The organism is Marinobacter sp. LV10R510-11A, assembly GCF_900215155.1.
Taxonomy (GTDB): domain Bacteria; phylum Pseudomonadota; class Gammaproteobacteria; order Pseudomonadales; family Oleiphilaceae; genus Marinobacter.
In genome coordinates, this window is the sequence record NZ_LT907980.1 from 4,220,577 (window position 1) to 4,241,285 (window position 20,709).

The window sequence follows — 20,709 nt, forward strand, 5'->3', positions numbered from 1 at the left end:
CTCAATCTCCATCGCTGGAATTAAAACCACGCACCACACCCAGCTCAACGGCTGCCCGATCATTCACTAACGCTGTCAGCTGAGAGATATGCACATAAAGGCTTTGCAGCATTCTGAACTCGCTGTCGTCAGCCAGTAGCGGCGCCATTGGGCGGTCTAGCTCGGGAAATTTGGCTAGCGCTTCCTCAGCCTGTTCTTCAATACGCTCCGCAAGATCAGCATGTCCGCGATCGTTGAGTAGCTTAGAGAAAGTAGGTAGGAATTGCTGCTGAATTCCCTGCACCGTTGCGTTCGCTGAGCTCAGGCTGGCGCCGCTGCGCCAAGCATCCGCACTGTATACCGAGCGTTTGCCGGTACCACGTAACCCCATGGGCTGGGCAAGTCGACGTTCTTCAAGAAGTTCCAACCCGGCCATTGCCGCACGGATGGTGGTATCCGTGTACTGATCATTGTCCACGTAGCTGTTTTTAAAATCGCCCCAGTCATTGGCTAGGGCTTCGCCGTTATCAGCGATGTGGTTGGAGACGCCAACCAATAGCTGGCAACTACGATCAGCCGGCAGGGCTCTGCTGCCTTCGCTGAATGCCTGGTCGTACAACAGGTATTCCACCATCGGGAAACCCTGAACTGCCACGCCGGATTCGTCTATTTTTTCAGGGGTTATTGCCGCCTCATCTTGAAGCAGATACGTGGCTTTGCGGGCTATTAGGTTTTTGGGGTCTGGCCAGAACTGGAACTGCCAAGCGCGGTTCTCCTGTTCTACTGGGCCAAAATCCACATAACGAACCTGCTGCCAGGCAAGAAATGCATCCAGCCAGGCTTGTTTTGTCTGCTCAAGCCCTTCTGCCGAGGGCGCTTTGCAATAGATCTCTGCTTGGTCTGCCAGTGCTTGGCCTTGGGTGGCGAGGTTCTGATAACCCGTGTGAATGTCAGTGTGCCACTGCGCTCGATAGTCAGCGTTGTTAATATCAGCCGCCATCGAAGGGGAAGCTGCGAGTGATGAGGCTAGGCAGATATAAAGTGTCAGTCGCTGCATATAGGGTTCCGCTAAAGTGAGTTCAGAAAATCGAGCAGGGCCCGGCGCTTGTCGGCACTGAACTGGCTGAAGCGTGCCACCGCCGGGGCTGCTTCGCCGCCGTGCCAGAGTATGGCTTCTTCCAGAGAGCGTGCTCGGCCGTCGTGCAAAAAGCCGGCTTGCGGGTTAACTGTTTGCGCTAGGCCAATGCCCCAAAGCGGTGCTGTGCGCCATTCGTTGCCATTGGCAAGAAACTCGTCGCGGCCATCGGCAAGGGCCGGCCCCATATCGTGCAACAGCAGATCTGTATAGGGCCAAATCGTCTGCTTGCTCAAGTCTGGACGCTCCTCGTCGGTTCCCGTGATGTGCTTGGGTGTATGGCAGGCGGCACAACCGGTTTCGTTAAAGAGTCGGGCGCCTTGTTGCACCGACGGAGCATTCATATCGCGCCGCGCCGGAACGGCCAGGCTTTTAGAATAGAAGGTCACAAAGTTTGCAATCTTGTCGCTCACTTCTGGCTCGCCGCCTTCCGCAAACCGCTCGCATTCCTGTTCCGGGGTGCAGTCGGTGGAGGGGTGCAGGCTGGATGTTAGCCCCATATCCCCCGCAAACGCGCCCATGCTTTGCTGGTGCACGTTTGGCTCTGCGGCTTTCCAGCCAAAACGGCCGGGTACTGTTTGCTTGGTTGCCATGTCCCAAACCTGGTTGAGCTTGCCGGAAATACCATCATTGTCTGTGTCTTGAGGATCAACCAGCGCTTCGAGGTCGGCAATCGGGATTGTTTCCAGCAGGCCCACTCCAATCATGGGTGGTGCTACTCGAGGCGAAATAAGAAGGTCATCGGGCAGGGGGCCGTAGTTCGGGTTCTCGATGCTGTATACAGGCTTGCGCAACTCGACCTGAGTGCCGTCTGCATAGGTTTTAGTGACTGCTTCCCACGTTAACCTCAAGTCGGCTTCTGGCTTGGCTGCGGGCAGGGCGGCTGTCTGTAGCTGGCTGCCGTACACAGGTGCAGGTTTGAACCCGTGGGTGCGCAGAATCTCCGCGTCAGCGTCTGGGTCCGCCGGAACGGCCAAACGCAGGAACAGTGATACTGGCCGCTCAACAGCACTGGGCGGGTGCCCACGGCCGTCTTTAATGTGGCAGCCCTGACACGAGTTGGTATTGAACAGTGGGCCTAAACCGTCCCGCGCAGCGGTGCTGGCCGGTGCTTCAACCCATGGGTTGCGGAAGAAGCTGTTGCCAACGCTGAAATCCAGGCGCTTTGTCATCGAAAGGTTGCCCTGGGGCAGCGAGTAGGCGTTGGTGTCTGGCTGCTCAACGGTGCCATCACCGCCGGTGTTAGGTGTGTCCTGCAGCGGGAAGCCTGCGTGGGTACTGGCGTAAACCGACAGGCTGATGCCGCACAGCAACGGTAGCAGCGCTATCATTATTTGTTTTCTGGTCATTGTTCCTCACTGCGATCAGAAAGAGTGGCCGGCATCGTCCGGTGACAGGGCTTCAAGGCCCAGTTGGCGGGCTGCCTGTTCGATAGAGCCTGTTTGCTCAACCAGTGCCATAATTGCGCCATTCACGATGCTTGCGCCCTGGGCGTTGCCCGGTGCAATCATCACATCAAACGGCATGGGGTTCTGGCTTGACTCTGCCTTGCTCTTCATCGTGCCTAGAGCTTTCATGGATGCCTTCAGTTGCGCATTCAGGCGGGCATCCAGCTCGGGATTGCTCTGCGCTACAAGATCAGACAACGACGGGCCAGATACCAGGCTGCTATCTACGCGGCGATAGTTACCGGTATAGACGTTCTGAATACCCTGGCCGTTGTAGTAGTGGGAGTTGTGGGTGTTGTCACTGAAGCAGTCGTGCTCGTCTTCGTATGAGTTGGCTTCCAGAGCCACTTTCATGCGCTCGCCGGCCAGCTCGCCAAGCGATAGGGAGCCCATGCCGAACAGCATTTTTTGAACGGCTTCGTCAGCACTGGCCTTCAAAAGTTGGCTGAGGTAGTTGTCAGAGTTATCCGCTGCCCACTGGTCTACCATCCATTCCAGATCAGACACCAGAAGGTCAGTGACTGCGTCTAGGTAGTCCGCACGGCGGTCGCAATTGCCATGGGTGCAGTTGGCGCCGGCTACGTAATCGGTAACTGGGCGCTCACCGTTGCCCAACTCAAAACCATGCAGATCCTGACCCCAGAGCAGGAACTCAACCGCATGGTAGCCGGTGGCCACGTTTGATTCTGAACCACCGATTTCATTCAGGCCGGCAAGCAACTCGGGTGTCAGGTTGGTGACATCAAGAGTTTCGCCGCCAACGTTGACGCTTTTGCTGCCAACGATGTTGGCGGTGGCGCCCGCGTTGCCCAATTCATATTGGTAGTCGTCTGTTTGCACGTAATCGATCAGGCCTTCATCTAGCGGCCAAGCATTCAACTGACCTTCCCAGTCGTCCACAACCGCATTACCAAAACGGAACACTTCGGTTTGCTGATAGGGCACGCGAGCAGCAAGCCAGGCTTCTTTAGCAGCCGCCATGTTGGCTTCTGTTGGGTTGGCGAGCAGTTGGTCGGTAGCCTCATTCAGGGCCTTGGCAGTAATCAGTGCATCCTCATAACCGGCATGGGCCAGGTTAGCGTAGTGCTCTACAACCGACGCTTTGGTAGCAGGCTGGGTATTTTCTGAATCTGACGGAGTGGTGTTGGCACAGCCAGCGCTCATGACGGCGGCGATAGTGAGTGCCAAAGAGGCCGGTCGAAACGTTGCTTTCATTGAGAACTCCGGGTTTCTGCGAACGGTTATGGTAATAGGATGCATTAGCGTTCGCAATTATGTTGACTAAAACGCCACAACGCAAGAACGTTTTGGCTTTGAGTCAGAGGCCTTTTCAGGGTGTCCCTTGCACTGGCAGCACCCGCTCGGGCCTAATGGCTCCTGTTGCTAGGGAGCCAATTTATGCTGAGTTACCTCCATGCTTTCCACGCAGGGAACTTCGCTGATGTTCAGAAGCACGCGGCGTTAACGCTTGCTATGTCTATGATGCAGGCGAAGCCGTCGGCCATTGCCTGCTTTGATACTCACGCGGGTAGTGCGATTTACGATCTCAAGAGTGAGCGGGCCCGAAAAACTGCAGAAGCGGATGCAGGCGTGCAAAAGCTTTGGGCTTGCCGGAGTGGTTTACATTCCGACGACTGGCAGTCGGTTATGCAGGTGCTGTCGCGCTTCAACGCAGGTGAGGGCCGGCTGACCGTTTATCCTGGTTCTCCCGCCTGGTTTCGTCAGTTCCTGCGCCAGGGCGACTCGTTGACGGCTTTTGAATTACACCCCACAGAAAGTGACCAACTTGCCGGTTGGGCCGCAGAGCAGAGGGTGCGGGTTATGCACGAAGATGGGCTAAAGGGGCTATTAAGGCAGCTGCCACCTGCGCAGCCCAGATTAATGGCGCTGATTGATCCCTCCTACGAGATCAAATCAGAGTATTCTGATGTGGCAAAGACCTTGCAAAAGGCATGGCAGAAGTGCCGCCACGGGGTTTATCTTGTTTGGTATCCTATCCTTGCCAGTGGTTTGCAAACCACACTGAAACAGGCCCTCAAAGACAGCCCGCTGCGCAAGGTGTGGTATAGCGAAGTTCACCTGAAAACGCCTCCGGAGCGAGGCATGACTGGTTCTGGCATGTTGGTGGTCAATCCGCCATGGGGGTTTGATGATCGCTTTGCTGCCATGATTAAGGATATTGTCGGAGAGCAGGCCCTAGGCCTTTCCCACGAACACGGATGGCTGATACCAGAATGAAGACTAAAGCCAACGAGCAAGAGGTCAATCCTTGTCTTCCTGGTGGCGCCGCCTTTCTCGGAACTCACGGCGCGGGGTTCACCGGCAAGAGGTCAGGCAGCTTTTTCAACTCGGCCAGGGGCATTGGCCGGGCAAACAGGTACCCCTGCAGGATATCGCAGCCCCGGCGGGCCAGGTCTTCCTGCTGCTCCCGGGTTTCTATCCCTTCCGCGACCACGATCAGATCCATATGGTGGGCCATGGTGATCACGCCCTGAACGATGGCGGCAATCGAGCGATCTGTTGTGGTTTTCTCCACAAAGCTGCGATCAAGTTTCACTTTGTGAGTGGGTAGGTCCCGAAGATAACTCAGGCTGGAATAACCCGTCCCAAAATCATCTAAGGCCACGCGCACACCCAGGGTTTTCAGGGTTTCCATCAGTTCAATAACGGGCTTTGTACCGTCCAGAAAGACGCTTTCGGTGACTTCAAACTCCAACAATTGTGGCGGAATGCCGGTTTCTTTGAGCACCTGGCGAACGTCGTCCAGAAAGCCGTCACGAACAAACTGCAGGGATGATATGTTGACGGCAACCCGCAGCGCCCGTTCTCGGTGGGCATTGAATCCCGCCATTTCTGTGCAGGCCTGCCTGAGTATCCAGAGGCCCAGGGGTATGATCTGGCCGGTCTGCTCAGCCAATGGAATGAATTCACCGGGGGCGACCATCCCCCGGGTCGGGTGATGCCACCGCACCAAAGCTTCAACACTGCGCATGCGCCCGGTGACCGCGTCTACCAAGGGCTGGTAATAGATTTCAAACTGGCTTTCATTCAGCGCTGCGTGAAGATCATGCCTCAGGTTAACGCTGTTCTGGCTGCGCTCGGTTTTATGACTGCTGTACCGTTGCCAAGTGTTTCTGCCCTGTCGCTTGGCCTGCTCTAGAGCGAGGCCGGCAAACTGAAGCAGTTCATGGGGAGTGTCCGCAGGCGTGCTGTTACAGGCTATGCCGATACTGACACTGATGTGAATCATCCGGCCATCCACACCGATTGGCTGTGCAAGGTTTACCAATATGCGCTCAGCCAGCTCGATGACCTCGTTCCAGTGAGTGTAGTCGGGTATCAACAGGCCAAACTCATCCCCGTCCAGCCGAGCAACGGTCGCCTCAGGCCCAACGAGATCAGTCAGGCGCCGGCCAATGGTCATGAGTATCTGGTCGCCCACAAGATGCCCGAGTTCTCTATTAATGGACTTGAACCCGTCCAAGCCCAGACACATGGCGACCAACGATTCGCGCCCACCACCCGTCGTTAGAGCGACACGCAGCTTCTCCTTAAACGAGGCCTCGTTAGGAAAGCCCGTAAGCCGGTCATGGGTTGCCTGGTGGGCGATCTGAGCTTCCTGCTCCTTTTGGTGGGTAATATCCTGCTGGATACCGATGAAGTGAGTGCAGGTGCTGTCATTATCAGACACGGGGCTTATCCGCAGATGGTTCCAGAAAGGCGTGCCGTCCTTTCGATAGTTAATCAGTTCAACGTTGACCTCGGTTTGATGACGCAGCCCGTGCCGTATGGCTTCGATGGCTTCCGGGGCCGTGTCTTCCCCCTGAAGAAAGCGACAGTTGCGTCCGATGAGGTCATTATGGGAATAACCAGTTATTTCTGCGAACGCCGGGTTGGCATAGACCACCGGCATATCCGGGCTGCGCGCGTCCGCCATGAGTATACCGTTGGGACTTGCCTCAATGCCCCGCTTAAGCAGCCGCAGTTCCGCATCCTGATCTTTGCGATTAGTGATGTCCCGGCAGCTACCGTAGACGCCAACAATCTCACCCTGGATGGTGACCGGAAAGTTGGTGACCTCCAAAAAATAGGTGTGCCCGGATGCGTGACGCCCCATAGTTTCGTAGGTGATAGCTTCACCGCTTCGGGCTTTTTCGAACGCCGCTTCAGTTAGTGCGCGATAATCGGGTTCAACAAAGACATTGAAGTGCTGGCCATGTGCGAGATCTGCCGTATAACCGGTGAGGCGACTCACCGCCGCGTTACAGCTCTGGAAGTATCCTTTGAGATCAAGCGTGTACACGCCATCCGGGTGGTTATCGAACAGGGTCTGGTGCCACTGGGAGAGAACCAGAAGGTCGTCCGCATCTCGTTGGCGGAGAATAGCCAAGGAAGCCAGTGAGGCGCCTCGAATAAGATCGCGCTGAGCTTCCGCAGTCGGGGTGGCCGGAGTGTGATAGTAGGTGGCGAAGGTGCCCAGGAGCTCTCCACTGGGGGTTAGAATCGGCATAGACCAGCAGGCGTGAACCCCTTCAGCCTCAGCGATCTCGTGGTAACCGTCCCAGTGGGGATCTTTCTGAATGCTGTTAGTAATAACCAGTTGTTTGGTGCAAGCCGCCGCAGCGCAGGTACCCGTAGTCTCAGACACCGGAATACCCTGCATGGCCCGGAAAAAATCGTCTGAAAACCGGCTGGTGGGAATCAGGCTTAGGCTGTTGGTGTCCGAATGAAAGCGCATGATGGAAACCAGCGCGCCGGGCATCATGCTGCTTACCCAGCTGGCTATCGCGTCCAGGGTCTGTTCCAGCGGGTGTTGTTGTGCAATCAGCTCATGGATTTTCTGCTGCGCTTCCAGCAAAGAAAATTCAATGTCGCTCATAATGCGTACTCCGTTCAGAGGTGGGGCTCTCTGCGGTAAGCGCTTAACGCAAAATCTCCAGAGCAATCCCGAGCCGGTCGGCACAATTTATATTACGTTTCTCCATAAAACCTAGCCAACTAAAGTTAATGGAGATCAAATATTTTGGGGGTACGACTGCGAGTAATCGTACCTGCTGGATAACACGGATCTCACCGAGCGATGACTTGGTTTCGTCCTGCCTGCTTTGCGCGATACATGCGGCTGTCTGCAGCTTCGATTACGGATTCATAGGTATCTCCGTCGGAACCGTACTGTGCAACACCGAGGCTCGCCGTGAACCGTATGTGAGTCCCGGCAAACGCAACAACTTCGCTTTCGGTGAGCTGCCGTAGTCGTTCCGCCACCATCGTGGCGCCTTCGAGCGAAGTGTCAGGCAGGATAAGTGCAAACTCCTCACCGCCGATGCGCCCAGCCAGATCGCTTGGACGCAAAGTCTTTTGTACCAGAGTGACAAATACTTTGAGTACTTCGTCTCCTCCCCTATGACCATGGCGGTCGTTGATCTTCTTGAAGTGATCGAGTGAAGCTCCTTACGCTCGGTGATGTTCTCAATCTGCGAGACATAGTGGGCCGGATTCCCATTGATGTCTGTCACCATGGAAACACTGAGGTTGATCCAGATAACAGAGCCATCCTTGCGGAAATAGCGCTTCTCCATCTGGTAGCTTCGTATTTTCCCGGCCGTGAGCGCTGTTAAATGCTCCAGATCCAGGCTGAGATCCTTCGGATGGGTAATATCCTGGAACGTCAGCTTTAAAAGTTCTTCCTCCGAGTACTGCAGCATGTTCAGCACAGCCTCATTGACTTCAATCCACTCGCCGCCCAACCCTATAAGAGCCATACCCATTGCTGCGGTTTCAAATGCTCCTCTGAACCGTTGATCGCTTTCGATAAGCGCCAACTCCAGATTTTCTGAGGGCTTATGTCAGTATGAGTGCCTATGGTGCGGGCAGCTCGACCATCGTCAGTCCAGCTAACAATATCCCCTTTGGTAACAATCCACATCCACTGTCCGTCGCGGGTTTTAAGCCTGTGTTCCAGGCCATAAGTCTTGGTCTTACCAGCGACGAAGTCACTGATTGCCGCTTCGGCACGCTCCAGGTCAAGGGGTGTACCAAACGTTGCCATTCTGAAAAATTATTCTCGATTTCATCATCGGCATATCCCAGAATGGATTTCCATTTAGTGTCGAAAGTCACTGCGTTGGTCAGGTTGTTCCAATCCCATACGCCGTGTCCCGCGCCGGACAATGCTGCCTTCCATCTGAACTCTGCCTCAGACAACTCCCGGTTCATTGCCGCTGCTTTAGTTTCAGCACGCTCTTTGGCGGAGGACAAAGACCAGACAAACAACGCCATCAGAACTGTAAACAACCCGCCGACAAGCAACACAACCTCCGGCTCAGTGTTGTCATGCGCTTGGACGAAACTGCTGTCTGCCGAAAACACAATTGTCCAGGGTCGTTGGGCAATCACAAGCTGCTCGGTTCGCCAAAAGGGCAATCCGGTGGATTGTTGAAGGTTTCCCCTCGATGAATACAGCTGCGCCTCTGCGCTGACGGAGGCGCCATCATAAATGCCCAAACCAACCAGCGATTCATCCAGCTGAATACCTTCCATCAGTATGTCCATACTGAAAGGCGCATAAACCCAGCCCAGAAAATCACCTGTATCATCTGCAGTTTGATTGACGTCTCTCTGGTAGACAGGCAGGTACAGCAATACACCAGCGATAGGGCCACGACCGACATCCTGCACCAGGCTCACCTTGCCTGAAAGCGCTAGTTCACTATTAAGTCGTGCTCTATCCATCGCTTCTCGTCTGACCGATTCGGAATACATGTAGAACCCGAAAGCCTTCAAATTATTTCCGCTGAATGGTTCGATAAATAGGATGGCCGTATACTGCTCCCGATCACCGTCGGGCGACAGGGTATACTGTGGGAAACCTTCAGCCCGGATGTTAGCTATGTGCCGTTCGAGTTCATCCGGGGCAATGTTAAGAGCGAATGCGAGGCCAAGGATTCCTGGATAATTTTGCTCCAGATCAAGCTCTCCCATATAGGCTTGGAACTCACGCCTACTGATATTTTCTGACGCGGCGAACATCCCTTTCAAGCCTCTGAGAACTTGCCCATAAGTTTCCATCCGCTCTTGGGTTAGCTCCAGGCTATTGCTGAAAGCGCTCCTGATCTTCCGCAGTAACCACGTCAATCGCGTTTTGCCATGCCAGCATTGACAGCAACAGACCCGTCACAAGCACGGCAATGGTTAATGCTGGTCTGCGCGCAACGCGAAGCCATTTTCGGGCTATTGAGTTCCTGTAGCTTCTTGCAAAAACCGGTTCTCTACATATTAACATCTAACCAAATACGGCCGACAATTTTTGGGTTAGCAACTTCAACCCCTTGCCTTTGTGACTGATCTTCCACGCGAGATAATGCTCGAAAACAGAGCTCTCATTTAATGCCAGCTCTACAAGCTCGCCACTGTTGAGTTGGTTTTGAATACGCTGTCGCGGTAGATGGCCTACGCCTATTCCTGCCACTATCGCCTCAACTTTCTGGTCTATGTTTTGCACGTAGAAATGTTTACCGTCGCTGCTTAGACCTGCGCTTCGGGTAATATCAACGACGGACGTATCATGCGTAATAACCCTCCCGACTTCCGGCAAGCGCCCCTGTAAAGCCTCCGTGTTAGCCGCTATGCTCGCCAGCTCATGGTGAGAGGCAACAACTGGCATCAGTTCAGCACGCGTCAATGAAACCGCCCGGTAACCTTTTTGCAGCGGGACTGGCCCAGGTGAGCCGACAATCAAATCTACCCGGCCTTGCTCAAGAGCCTCCCACCCGCCATTCAGCACCGACTCACAGACATCAAATTCAACCGTGGGATGGGTCTTGAGAAATTCGCCCAACACGCCAAAAAAGGCCGGGTAGAACTGCAGTGACTCTACAGCGATGCTAATGCGTGGCTCCCAGCCCGTGGCCACTTCCTTTGCCTTGTTCGCCAGTCGCGCGGTGGTTTGAAGTATTTCCCTCCCCTCGAGCAATATCAGTCGCCCAGCAGACGTTAATACCGAACGGCGCCCCTGCCGCTGGAATAGAGCAATGCCCAGCTGCTCCTCCAGTTTTTGCACCCCATAGGAAACGGCCGACGTCGCTTTGTTCAGCTCTTCAGCCGCTTTCGCAAAACTTCCGCGCCGGTCTATGGCATCCAGTGTTTCCAGAACCTCTATTGTAATCGGGTTCTTTGCCATTACGCCTCCAGAATGATTGTTCTGATATTTAGAACATTCTGAACAAATAATAACTCTTATTGATATTTTTTTAATCGTTACAATGACCTCATTGCTTTAAAAACCGTTTAGCTATTTTTTGCGGCTATGGCCTAGGCGCACAGCAGGCTGGATGACATTCTGATACCGAAGTTTTGGCTAATGAATCTCGAGGAGTTGCATAATGGGCTTATTACAAAAGGGTGAATGGGTTGACCAGTGGTACGACACCGACAATAGCGGTGGTGAATTTCGCCGTCAGGACAGTCGCTTCAGAAATTGGCTGACACCCGATGGCAAAGCCGGCCCAAACGGGGAACCCGGCTTTAAAGCCGAGAAAGACCGCTACCATTTGTATGTGTCACTGGCTTGCCCTTGGGCACACCGCGCACTGATTTTTCGCCAGATAAAGCAGTTGCAAGATTATATTGACGTCACCGTGGTCGACCCGGTGATGCTGGAAAATGGCTGGGAAATGAATGACCCGCTATACGGGTTGGACTTTTTGTATCAACTGTATTTAAGGGCGGATTCTGGCTATGAGGGCCGCGTTACGGTGCCGGCTTTATGGGACAAGCAAACACAGACCATTGTCAGCAATGAGTCTTCAGAGATTATCCGTATGTTCAATACGGCGTTTAATCATTTAACGGGCAACACCGCAGATTACTACCCTGATACGTTACACGAGCGGATCAACGCCCTGAATGACCGTATCTACGACACCATCAACAACGGCGTTTATCGAGCCGGTTTCGCCACTACCCAAGAAGCCTATGAAAAGGCCTACCACAGCGTGTTCGATTCGTTGGATTGGGTCGAGAGCTTGTTAGTCCAGCAGCGCTATCTGGCGGGCGGGCAGTTGACGGAAGCGGATTGGCGTTTATTTACCACCTTGATTCGTTTCGATGCGGTGTATTTCGGCCACTTTAAAACCAACCGTCAGTTGCTGGCCGATTATCCGGCGATTAGTGGGTATGTGCGCGAGCTATACCAGATACCTGGCGTCGCTGACACCGTCAGCTTTGAGCATATCAAAACGCACTATTACGGGAGCCACCTGATGATCAATCCCACCGGGATAATTCCCGTGGGCCCAGCACAGGATTTTACCGCGGCCCATGGCCGAGAAGGGCTTGGAGAAAACCCATGAGAGAATTGCTTCAAGTTATAACCGCTCGCCCTGCCCAGGATGGTGACGGAGTCAAAATTCACCGCCTTGCGGGTCAGCGTCTGCATCAGGTACTCAACCCTTTTCTGATGATTGATGAAATTAACTCCGACGACGCTGCGGACTATATTGGCGGTTTTCCTGAACACCCTCATCGCGGCTTTGAAACCATTACTTACATGAAGGCCGGGCGCATGCGCCACCGCGACCACATGGGCAATGAAGGCGTTATTAGTGCTGGTGATGTGCAGTGGATGACCGCTGGCGCAGGCGTACTTCACTCGGAAATGCCCGAGCAGGAACACGGCCTGTTGCACGGCTTTCAAATCTGGCTGAATTTGCCCGGCGCTGAGAAAATGAAGCCCGCTGCCTATCAGGAAATTGCTAGCGCGGATGTATCCGAACAGCGGCTATCGACCGGCGGGATGGTTCGCGTTATCGCAGGTAACGTGACCATCAACCAACATTCACGGCGAGGCCCGCTGCCAGAGAGTTCAACCCAGCCTGTTTTTGTCGATGCGCACCTGGCTGGCAATGAAACCGTTGGGTTGTCTTTCAATGCCGATAACCCTGCACTGGTGTATGTCTACAAAGGCGCGACAGATTTGATCGAAGCGCGGCAGCTGGGCGTCTACGCCAAAGGCAGCACGTTGCAACTGCAGGCCAGCCCCTTGGGCGCGGATATACTAGTACTGAGCGGCCGCGCTATTGAAGAGCCCATGGTGCAATACGGGCCTTTTGTGATGAATACACCCGAGGAAATTGAGCAGGCATTGAAAGACTTTAGCAACCCGCAGTTTCTAAACCGATTAACGTCCGGTAGAAAAGCTCACAAAGAACAAACCCCGCGATGAATTTCTTCAACTTAGCGTCGGTATAGTTGTGTTTCTGGGTGCCCGCCACCGCAGGGTTTGAGTAGCTGCTGGAGTCCTCGCTTCTAAAAATTCAACATTTTAATTTAAAAAACAGTGAGTTGCGTTTTATTATAGTTAATCCGGAGTAATGAGGGTTGTGGCGAAATGTCACATGTGGCAAAAGAGTGTGGCAATTATGTCGTTGGCGACAGAATGAAACCTTCCCTGAGAAACGCGGGCCAAGTTATCGGATCCATACAATTAACTCTCGTGTTGAGTATTGTGGTTCCGCTGCTTAAAGCCGTGATGAGCCACACTCTGAAAGCAGCAGTGTGCGAGAACAGCCGGGGGAGCCGTAATGAAAGATCAGAAAACAGCCATGATGTATGGGCTGGGCACCGTTCTGCTCTGGTCCACGGTGGCAACGGCCTTCAAGCTGGCTCTGGCAGACCTCGCGCCCGTGCAAATGTTGTTGGTTGCCTGCATCGCCTCTGTGTTGGTTATGGCAATCATCCTGGTATTGCAAAAACGCTGGCATTTAGTGTTTTCACTGCAAAGAAAGCAATACGTTCAATCGTTTGGTATGGGCCTTATAAACCCCTGCCTCTACTACTTTCTACTTTTCGGCGCTTTTGATCGGCTACCAGCCCAAGAGGCTCAACCGTTAAATTATACTTGGGCGCTGGTTCTGGCTTACCTGTCGGTGCCCTTTTTGGGACACCGTTTGCGCAAGCTGGATATTCTGGCCGGGTTGGTGTGTTACGCCGGGGTGGTGGTAATTGCTACCCGGGGCGCCGTTACTACGCTGAGTTTTTCGGACCCTCTGGGCGTCGCGCTGGCCATTGGCAGCACGCTGGTGTGGGCCTCCTACTGGATCATTGCTACCCGCGACACCCGGGACCCGGTGGTTGGGCTGTTTCTCAATTTTCTGTTTGGCCTTCCGGTGATCGTGCTGATCTGCTGGTGGACAGAGGGGTTAGCACTGCCGGTAACGGGTTCGTTGGTGGCGGCTGTCTACGTAGGTGTGTTTGAGATGGGCATAGCCTTTGTGCTCTGGTCTTATGCCATGAAAAAGGCGGAAAATACCTCCAGAGTGAGCAACCTGATTTTTATTTCGCCGTTCCTGTCACTCGTATTCATCTATTTTATTCTTGGCGAGCAGATTCTGCCATCGACCTATATCGGCCTGGTGCTGATTATGATGGGGCTTTGGTTACAACAGAAAAAGACAAAGGAGCGTGAGCGGGGGCTAGCGGGTGGCCAGTGATTGGTTTGTATACATGGTTCGTACCGCCAGTGGCGCGCTTTATACCGGTATTACCACGGATGTATCCCGTCGCTTTGTTGAGCATCAAGCCGGCGCCCCTAAGGGAGCGCGAAGCCTGAGGGGCAAGGGCCCGCTGGAGCTGGTGTTCCATTCGCCAGCAGGTGACCGCAGCCGGGCATCAAAGCTGGAGTGGCATATTAAACAGTGGCCAAGGCAGCGCAAAGAGGCGCTTGTGTTGGGCACGCTCAGTCTGCCAGATGTTCTTTGATATGCTCGCCTGCAGTGTTTACCGCTGCGGTGGCTCTGTCTAGCTGGCCACTATGAACCTGAAATACGTGCCAAAGACTGTTGAACACCTCAAGCTGCGTGGTTACGCCGGCCATGCGGGCCGCACTCGCAAGTCGTTCCGCATCGTTTAGCAGGATTTCTTGGCTTCCCACTTGAATCAGCAGCGGTGGCAAGCCCTGGAAGTTCCCGAACACCGGTGAAAGCAGGGGATTGCGTAGGGATTCCTGACCGGCGTAAAGTGTTGCAGCTTTCGTTGTCCAGCGAGCTTGTAGTACGGGCTCGCAGGTTGGTGAATACAGAGCTTCCTGAGTCAGATCCACCCAGGGCGAAAAAACCGTAAGGGAAGCAGGCAGTGGCTGATTGCTGTCACGCAAGCGCATAGCCAGCGCAATGGCCAGGCCACCTCCGGCAGAATCACCGGCGATGGCAATTTGCCCAGGAGAAAAACCTTCGTTGATCAGTGCCAGCCAGGCGGCTTCTGCGTCGTCCAGTGCGGCCGGGAAAGGGTGCTCTGGAGCGAGACGGTAATCTGGCGCAACTACCATGCACCGGCTTGCCTTAGCTATATGCCCGGTAAGGCCTTTGTGGGTAGCAGCGGAGCCGATGATGTACCCGCCGCCGTGCAGATACAGCACTGCGCCGCGCGAGGCTTGGCCGAACGAGCTCCTGATAACCGGCATGTTTGCCAGTGTGTCTTTTTGGAATCGGCAGCCACGGGGAGGAACAGAGCTCCGGTAGGCTTGGCTTATCAATGCGCGCTGAACTGAAACCGGTATTGCCGGATGAAGTGCCGGCTTGACTAGACGATTCATGGTTTGGCGCAGCCCGGTCTCAAGAAGATGTTGCAACATCTGTGTTATGCCCCCGCTATGGGTTAGGATTGTGCATCAACATTCGTATTATCTATCCATGACAGGCGTTTAACTCTACGTGTACTGGAAAACAGATACCATAGAAATACCGAATTGGGATCGTAAATCCCTGCTGGACAGGCTTGAGCCTTTTGACCCGGAAGGGCGGGAAGAGCTTAGCGAAGAGATGGTGGCTTACTGCCATTTTTATGGCCTTGATCTCTGGGTGGAGCACCCGGAAGTTGCTTACCATCAGGGCTATGTAACGGCAGTTCGGCACGATGTCATGGTACATTATTTCCGGCTGCCGGAATCTCGTGGGCAGCGCGGCACCGTATTCATTCTACACGGCTATTTTGATCATGTGGGCTTGTACAGTCAGTTGATTGATCGCTGCCTTGCAGCCGGTTTTGATGTGGTGGCGTATGACCAGCCGGGCCATGGGCTTTCTAGCGGGACACCGGCGGCCATTGGCAGCTTCCTGGAATACCAGGGGGTATTGTCAGAGGTTATGGCCCATGTCCGTGACAAAATTCGCGGGCCATGGTTTGCGGTTGGCCAGAGTACAGGGGGCGGCATATTGATCGACTACCTGCTGTCGAATCACCACTCCCTAGAGACATCGGAGTTTCGTAAAGTGGTGTTGCTGGCGCCTCTGGTGCGACCTGCAGGCTGGCTTGGTGCCAAGGTTTTGCACACTGCGGCAAAACCGTTTATTAACCGGTGGCAACGAGTGTTTTCAGCAAACAGCGGCAACACCCGCTTTTTGCGCTTCCTGCGCGAGCACGATCCGCTGCAGGCAAGAGCCGTTCACGTGGATTGGGTAAGCGCGCTGCGCACATGGATTCCGCACATTGAATCTGCACGGCCAGTTAACTTCCCGATCACGGTTGTTCAGGGCGAAAAAGACCAGACAGTAGACTGGCAGCACAATTTGAGAATTATCCGCAACAAGTTTGCGTCGGTAAAGGAAGTAAGAATCGCCGACGGCCGACACCATCTGGTGAACGAAGCTAAAGATTTACAAGCTACCGTGTTTAACTCGATTATTGACACCTTTGAACATTCAACAGCAGACGCACCTGAAAACTCCTGAAGCCATGATGAGGTGGCCAGAGAGATTGAAGGCTCGAAGCTTGAAAGGCGTATGCAGAAAAACCAGCCACAGGAGAACTCTGTGAAGAAAACGATGCTTGCATTAACAGTGACGACCATGGGCCTTGCCGGTTGTATGACGTATGACCCATACACCGATGAAGAGAAAACCTCGAGTGCCACGAAGGGCAGCATTGTCGGCGCTATCAGTGGTGCAGCCATAGGCGCTGCAACCTCAAGCAAAAGTGACCGTGGTAAAGGCGCACTGATCGGTGCGGCAGGCGGTGCAGCCGTTGGTGGCGGCATTGGCTATTATATGGATCGGCAAGAAGCCCAGCTGAGACATAAGCTGAAGGGTACAGGTGTCCGGGTTGTTCGTAACGGGGATGAAATAGAACTCGTCATGCCTGGGAACATCACGTTCGAGTTGGATCAAACATCAATTCGCCCGGGTTTCACAGAGACCTTAGAATCGGTGTCGTTGGTGGTGAAAGAGTTCGAAAAAACCGCGATTCAGATCGAGGGTCATACAGACAGTTCCGGCGCTGATAACTATAACCAGTTGCTGAGTGAGCGCCGTGCGGGCACCGTGCGGGACTTCCTGCTTAATCAGGGTATTGAGCCTAAGCGCACCCGTGCAGTGGGATACGGCGAGCGTTATCCTATCGCTTCTAACGATAACGCGGGTGGCCGTGAGCAGAATCGTCGTGTTGAGCTTACGTTGATCCCTACGAAGTAGGTTGAAACTAATCTGAAGTCCCGGCTTTGTCCGGGCATAAAAAAACCGGAGCTGCGTGCCAAGCCATTCACCTTAAGTGTGGCTGAGGTTACTGACAAAACCGCTAGAAGCGCCTATACTACTGTATATACAGGGCGCTGTTGTGCTTACATGTTGGTAGGCTATTCCAAACTGGGAATCGCCCCCCGAACCCAAGCAACATCTTGAAACTCCTCCCTTTCATCCATAAAGCGGAACCACGCCAGGTAATTGTCCACGTGGGCCGTTCCGACACCGTGGAAGCGCTTAAGCCAACCCTTCCAGCGTTGGGTAAAATTGTTCAGGGTCTGGATGTGGTAAACACCCTCAACAACCCGGCTGTTATCCTTCGCAATCAATCGCTTATGCTCAAGATGGTCAAACGTCTTCACCATTTCTACATAGGAAAGGTTGCCATCTGTGCACAAGACGGAGTTCTCGCGGATCACTGGGGCCAAGGCTGCGATAATTTCCTCCTTAGTGTCGTGCTCTAGAACATGGTGGGTAATGTGTCCGGAGCGATCCAGCGCCAATGCGATGGGCACCAGAGTCACCTTACCGCCCCCACGTTTACGGGCTGGCCGAGGCATCGTCTTTTTTCCCTTGAAGGACTCCGGCAGGAATGTCTCGTCGGCCTCGATGATGCCGGACAACGACGTAGCCTTATGATCTCTGGGACTGCTTAGAAAGGCATGACGCCAGCGAAAGGCCGTGCGTAGGCTGACACCGGTCACCTTGGCCGCTTTGCGTAGGGATAGGCCATAGCGCATCGTTTCCACATACTCTAGCCAGAGCTCTTCTTTACGCATGCGGTACAGCGGGCTACCCACCAGCGCGTTGAAGGTCTTTGCGCAACGTTTACAGCGGTAGCGCTGGCGCTCATTCCCGGATGATCCCCAGCGAATAAACATCTTGGACTGGCAATAAGGGCACTGGGTAACCGCCTCTTCACTGGCCGTCAGCGTCTCGTAAACAGCATCCAGTTTGACGCGTTTTTCAATATGATGCCGTAGCCTTTTCAACTGTGGGGTGGTGAAGTCAGGAACGCGGCGTAGAAGGTCGTTGAAATCATCGTGCTGCACGGTAGCCTCCAAATACATTCAGGTATGGAGTAAGTGTAGACCACCAACAGATAAGCACAACAGCGCCATATACAGACAGTATAGGCGCTTCTTTTTATGGGAAAGAAATCTTTCCAGAATAAACCGCCCCGCATTCCCTTCCCGTTCGAAGGTATTCAAGTCAATGGATGTCGAAATCCGACGTGTGAGAATTTTTTAACGCTTAGTCCGATCAAAAATATTGATGGATGTGAAGGGGGTTTTCCTGAAGCCTTCCAGAGAGGCGGCGGATCCTATCGTCTATCTGGAAGGGGTAAAGCCAAGGCATCTCTGATTTGTGAGATTTGCTCCAAGAAAAAAGCTCTGGGTGAAGATGTTAATGCTGTATCAACCGCTCTAAAGAGTAATCAGGCTGTCCACGAAGAGCTTAGTAGGATATCGAGCCACCTAGATCCAAAATCAATTATCTGCCCAAACTCAAAATGCTCAAGCAATATGGATAAAAAGCCTATTTCCGTCAAAAAGAATGGCAAAACGACTAGCGGAAACCAAAGGTATATTTGCCTTCACTGTCGGAAGAGTTTTTGTGGTAAACCGAAGGCTCGCAAGCACTCCAAGCCTCATTTAAACAGGTTACTATTCAAGCTCCTGGTCAACAAACAACCGATCAACCGTATTGCTGATGTTTTGGATATTTCAGAAAAAACGGTTTACGACAAAATCAGATTTATTCATCGCCAGTGTTTATCGTTTGTTTCTGAGCGAGAGAGAAGACTTGAGAGCAGAGTTTTTGAGCGATTTTATCTTTCAACAGACCGTCAAGTTCTGATGACCAACTGGACTCAACCCCCTCTGCCAGCCTAGATGTCCAGTTGGCGATTTCGCCTGAATTCATGTCAGATTGGGCGGTATGAGAGTAGTCATGCCACGTTATTCCGAGGAACGTAAAGCGGCCGTGTTGAAGAAGTTGTTACCTCCGCAGAACCGCAGTGTGGTGTCGGTGGCCGCAAAGGAAGGCATATCCGAAGTGACTCTGTACAATTGGTTAAAACAGTGTCGACAACAAGGGGTGCCTGTGCCGGGTTATCGTAATGCTGGAGACGATGGGTCTCCTGATGCCAAGTTAGCCGTCGTGATCGAAACGGCGTCTATGTCCGAAGCTGAACTGAGTGCGTATTGCCGCCAGAAAGGTCTGTATCCCGAGCAGGTACAACGCTGGAAAGACGCCTGCCTACACGGTGCCGGTCTGCAAGAAGGGCAAGGGAAAGCCGCTCAGAAGCAGCAGCGTGATGCCCGTAAGACCATCAAGAAGCTGCAAGCGGAAGTGCGCCGTAAGGATCGGGTTCTGGCAGAAACGACCTCATTGTTGGTGCTGTCAAAAAAGCTCGAAGCCTTGTACGGCGAGGACCCGGACAGCGAGGACAGTTAACACCGCTGACCGAACGTACAAGGCTTTTAAACGACTATGACGAAGCTGTCGCCAGTGGCGCAGCCCGGTACAAGGCGGCCGACTTGATGGAGCTGAGTCAGCGCACGTTGAAGCGCTGGCGACAGGCTAATGGCGCTGTAGCGGAAGATCAACGCCCGCAAGCGGAGCGCGTTGTGCAGCCACACCAGCTCACTCACGCTGAAGAAGCGGCCATTCTAGACACCTGCAATGAACGGGAGTACCAGAGCTTGCCACCGTCCCAGATCGTGCCTCGACTGGCTGATAAAGGGCTTTACCTGGCCTCTGAGTCCTCATTCTACCGAGTGCTCAAAAAGTACCAGCAAGTGAATCATCGGGGCCGCATGAAACCGCCGCGCAAGGTCCCTGAGCCCACCAGCTTTACCGCCACAGGCCCGAACCAGGTGTGGAGCTGGGACATCAGCTATTGCCCCTCAGAGGTGCGCGGTCAGCACTGGTATCTGTACCTGATCATGGACATCTACAGTCGCAAAATCGTGGCGTGGGAAATCCACGAATCAGAGTCTGGCGAGCTTGCCAAAAAGCTCATTGATCGAGCTCTGTTACGCGAGAGATGTTGGCAAAACCCACCGGTGCTGCACTCAGATAACGGCGCGCCGATGACGTCCTACACGCTGAAAGCGCGGCTGGCAGACCTGGGTATGCTGATGTCTCACAGCCGACCCAGAGTAAGCAACGACAACCCTTACTCAGAGTCGTTGTTCAAGACGCTAAAGTACTGTCCAAAATGGCCAGCCAAGGGCTTTTCATCACTAACGGCGGTGCGCAAATGGATGCTGTTGTTCGAGCAGGCTTACAACGAAGAGCACCTGCACAGCGGCATCAACTTCGTGACGCCCGCACAACGGCACCAGGGTGTTGATGCAGAGTTGTTAGCCAAACGTGAAGCGGTTTATGAACGAGCAAAGAGTCTGAATCCTAGGCGTTGGTCTGGTGATACTCGAAACTGGGCAGTCGCCGGAGCCGTATCCCTCAACCCTGGAAAATTGCAGGAAATTGAGCGCAATAAACAGGCTGCTTAAACGCAGCTATATGGACAACTGGGTTGCAAATCACCGTCAACGAGGTGACAAAAGGAATTGCGACCTCTACGGAATTGCCACGGCATGCTTGAACTCAGGCTACGTTTTCGCTTTCA

At 53.7% G+C, this 20,709-nt stretch carries 18 protein-coding genes and 2 pseudogenes; 9 read left to right on the forward strand and 11 right to left on the reverse strand.

Going from position 1 to position 20,709, the window contains the following annotated elements:
* Position 1: 1 nt before the first annotated feature.
* Genes CPH80_RS20390 through CPH80_RS20400 form a run of 3 tightly spaced genes read right to left on the reverse strand, consistent with a single transcriptional unit; the run spans position 2 to position 3,777 of the window.
* Positions 2 to 1,036 (reverse strand): imelysin family protein, encoded by a 1,035-nt coding sequence (locus tag CPH80_RS20390; RefSeq protein ID WP_096280944.1) that lies wholly within the window; start codon positions 1,034 to 1,036, stop codon positions 2 to 4.
* 11 nt (positions 1,037 to 1,047) lie between these two features.
* On the reverse strand, positions 1,048 to 2,445 hold the full coding sequence (locus CPH80_RS20395; RefSeq protein ID WP_096280946.1) for a di-heme oxidoredictase family protein: 1,398 nt from the start codon (positions 2,443 to 2,445) through the stop codon (positions 1,048 to 1,050).
* Between the two features lie 33 nt (positions 2,446 to 2,478).
* Positions 2,479 to 3,777, reverse strand: coding sequence for an imelysin family protein (locus tag CPH80_RS20400; RefSeq protein ID WP_096280948.1), 1,299 nt, complete (start codon positions 3,775 to 3,777; stop codon positions 2,479 to 2,481).
* A gap of 183 nt (positions 3,778 to 3,960) precedes the next feature.
* Between CPH80_RS20400 and CPH80_RS20405 the strand changes: the two genes are divergently transcribed.
* A complete protein-coding gene (locus CPH80_RS20405) occupies positions 3,961 to 4,800 on the forward strand; it encodes a 23S rRNA (adenine(2030)-N(6))-methyltransferase RlmJ (protein ID WP_096280950.1) in 840 nt (279 codons plus the stop codon).
* A 64-nt stretch (positions 4,801 to 4,864) separates the two neighbouring features.
* On the opposite strand, the gene CPH80_RS20410 is transcribed toward CPH80_RS20405, so the two are convergent.
* From CPH80_RS20410 to CPH80_RS20430, 6 genes and pseudogenes are all read right to left on the reverse strand, one after another.
* Positions 4,865 to 7,441, reverse strand: coding sequence for an EAL domain-containing protein (locus CPH80_RS20410; protein WP_096280952.1), 2,577 nt, complete (start codon positions 7,439 to 7,441; stop codon positions 4,865 to 4,867).
* A gap of 191 nt (positions 7,442 to 7,632) precedes the next feature.
* Positions 7,633 to 7,986, reverse strand: a complete 354-nt coding sequence (locus tag CPH80_RS23440) for a GGDEF domain-containing protein (RefSeq protein WP_227520537.1) — start codon at positions 7,984 to 7,986, stop codon at positions 7,633 to 7,635.
* 32 nt (positions 7,987 to 8,018) lie between these two features.
* Positions 8,019 to 8,384 (reverse strand): annotated as a pseudogene (locus tag CPH80_RS23445) (PAS domain S-box protein); the annotation flags it as partial.
* Positions 8,312 to 8,611 carry a PAS domain-containing protein gene (locus CPH80_RS23450; protein ID WP_096280956.1) on the reverse strand — a complete coding sequence of 100 codons (300 nt, stop codon included), beginning with the start codon at positions 8,609 to 8,611 and terminating at the stop codon, positions 8,312 to 8,314. The pseudogene CPH80_RS23445 and the gene CPH80_RS23450, both read right to left, overlap by 73 nt.
* Before the next feature lie 419 nt (positions 8,612 to 9,030).
* A pseudogene (locus tag CPH80_RS23455) lies at positions 9,031 to 9,630 on the reverse strand (CHASE domain-containing protein); the annotation flags it as partial.
* A gap of 214 nt (positions 9,631 to 9,844) precedes the next feature.
* Complete coding sequence (locus CPH80_RS20430) at positions 9,845 to 10,741, reverse strand: LysR family transcriptional regulator (protein WP_096280960.1); 897 nt, start codon at positions 10,739 to 10,741, stop codon at positions 9,845 to 9,847.
* Positions 10,742 to 10,943: 202 nt separating this feature from the next.
* Here CPH80_RS20430 and CPH80_RS20435 point away from each other — a divergent pair, with 202 nt between their 5' ends.
* The 4 genes from CPH80_RS20435 (at position 10,944) to CPH80_RS20450 (ending at position 14,319) form a co-directional block, all read left to right on the forward strand.
* Positions 10,944 to 11,912 (forward strand): glutathione S-transferase family protein, encoded by a 969-nt coding sequence (locus tag CPH80_RS20435; RefSeq protein WP_096280961.1) that lies wholly within the window; start codon positions 10,944 to 10,946, stop codon positions 11,910 to 11,912.
* Positions 11,909 to 12,784: a pirin family protein gene (locus tag CPH80_RS20440; RefSeq protein WP_096280963.1), complete on the forward strand. Its 876-nt coding sequence runs from the start codon at positions 11,909 to 11,911 to the stop codon at positions 12,782 to 12,784. The genes CPH80_RS20435 and CPH80_RS20440 overlap by 4 nt, the downstream gene beginning before the upstream one ends.
* Before the next feature lie 358 nt (positions 12,785 to 13,142).
* A complete protein-coding gene (locus tag CPH80_RS20445) occupies positions 13,143 to 14,051 on the forward strand; it encodes a DMT family transporter (protein WP_096280965.1) in 909 nt (302 codons plus the stop codon).
* Positions 14,052 to 14,064: 13 nt separating this feature from the next.
* Positions 14,065 to 14,319, forward strand: a complete 255-nt coding sequence (locus tag CPH80_RS20450; protein ID WP_096281832.1) for a GIY-YIG nuclease family protein — start codon at positions 14,065 to 14,067, stop codon at positions 14,317 to 14,319.
* Here CPH80_RS20450 and CPH80_RS20455 read toward each other — a convergent pair.
* Positions 14,297 to 15,190, reverse strand: a complete 894-nt coding sequence (locus tag CPH80_RS20455; protein ID WP_096280967.1) for an alpha/beta hydrolase — start codon at positions 15,188 to 15,190, stop codon at positions 14,297 to 14,299. The genes CPH80_RS20450 and CPH80_RS20455 overlap by 23 nt on opposite strands.
* A gap of 79 nt (positions 15,191 to 15,269) precedes the next feature.
* Between CPH80_RS20455 and CPH80_RS20460 the strand changes: the two genes are divergently transcribed.
* Together CPH80_RS20460 and CPH80_RS20465 are read left to right on the forward strand one after the other, a co-directional pair.
* Complete coding sequence (locus CPH80_RS20460) at positions 15,270 to 16,286, forward strand: alpha/beta hydrolase (protein WP_096280969.1); 1,017 nt, start codon at positions 15,270 to 15,272, stop codon at positions 16,284 to 16,286.
* An 81-nt stretch (positions 16,287 to 16,367) separates the two neighbouring features.
* On the forward strand, positions 16,368 to 17,024 hold the full coding sequence (locus CPH80_RS20465; protein ID WP_096281834.1) for an OmpA family protein: 657 nt from the start codon (positions 16,368 to 16,370) through the stop codon (positions 17,022 to 17,024).
* 161 nt (positions 17,025 to 17,185) lie between these two features.
* Here CPH80_RS20465 and CPH80_RS20470 read toward each other — a convergent pair whose 3' ends face one another.
* Positions 17,186 to 18,142, reverse strand: a complete 957-nt coding sequence (locus CPH80_RS20470; RefSeq protein ID WP_096280971.1) for an IS1595 family transposase — start codon at positions 18,140 to 18,142, stop codon at positions 17,186 to 17,188.
* A 78-nt stretch (positions 18,143 to 18,220) separates the two neighbouring features.
* Here CPH80_RS20470 and CPH80_RS21790 point away from each other — a divergent pair, with 78 nt between their 5' ends.
* Together CPH80_RS21790 and CPH80_RS20475 are read left to right on the forward strand one after the other, a co-directional pair.
* Positions 18,221 to 18,967 carry an IS1 family transposase gene (locus tag CPH80_RS21790; RefSeq protein WP_143752942.1) on the forward strand — a complete coding sequence of 249 codons (747 nt, stop codon included), beginning with the start codon at positions 18,221 to 18,223 and terminating at the stop codon, positions 18,965 to 18,967.
* A gap of 58 nt (positions 18,968 to 19,025) precedes the next feature.
* Positions 19,026 to 20,593, forward strand: a protein-coding gene (locus CPH80_RS20475) for an IS3 family transposase (protein ID WP_227520279.1) whose coding sequence is annotated in 2 segments (ribosomal slippage) — positions 19,026 to 19,511 and positions 19,514 to 20,593 — 1,566 coding nt in all. Because the reading frame shifts where the segments join, the coding sequence is not laid out codon by codon here.
* The last annotated feature ends 116 nt before the right edge of the window (positions 20,594 to 20,709 follow it).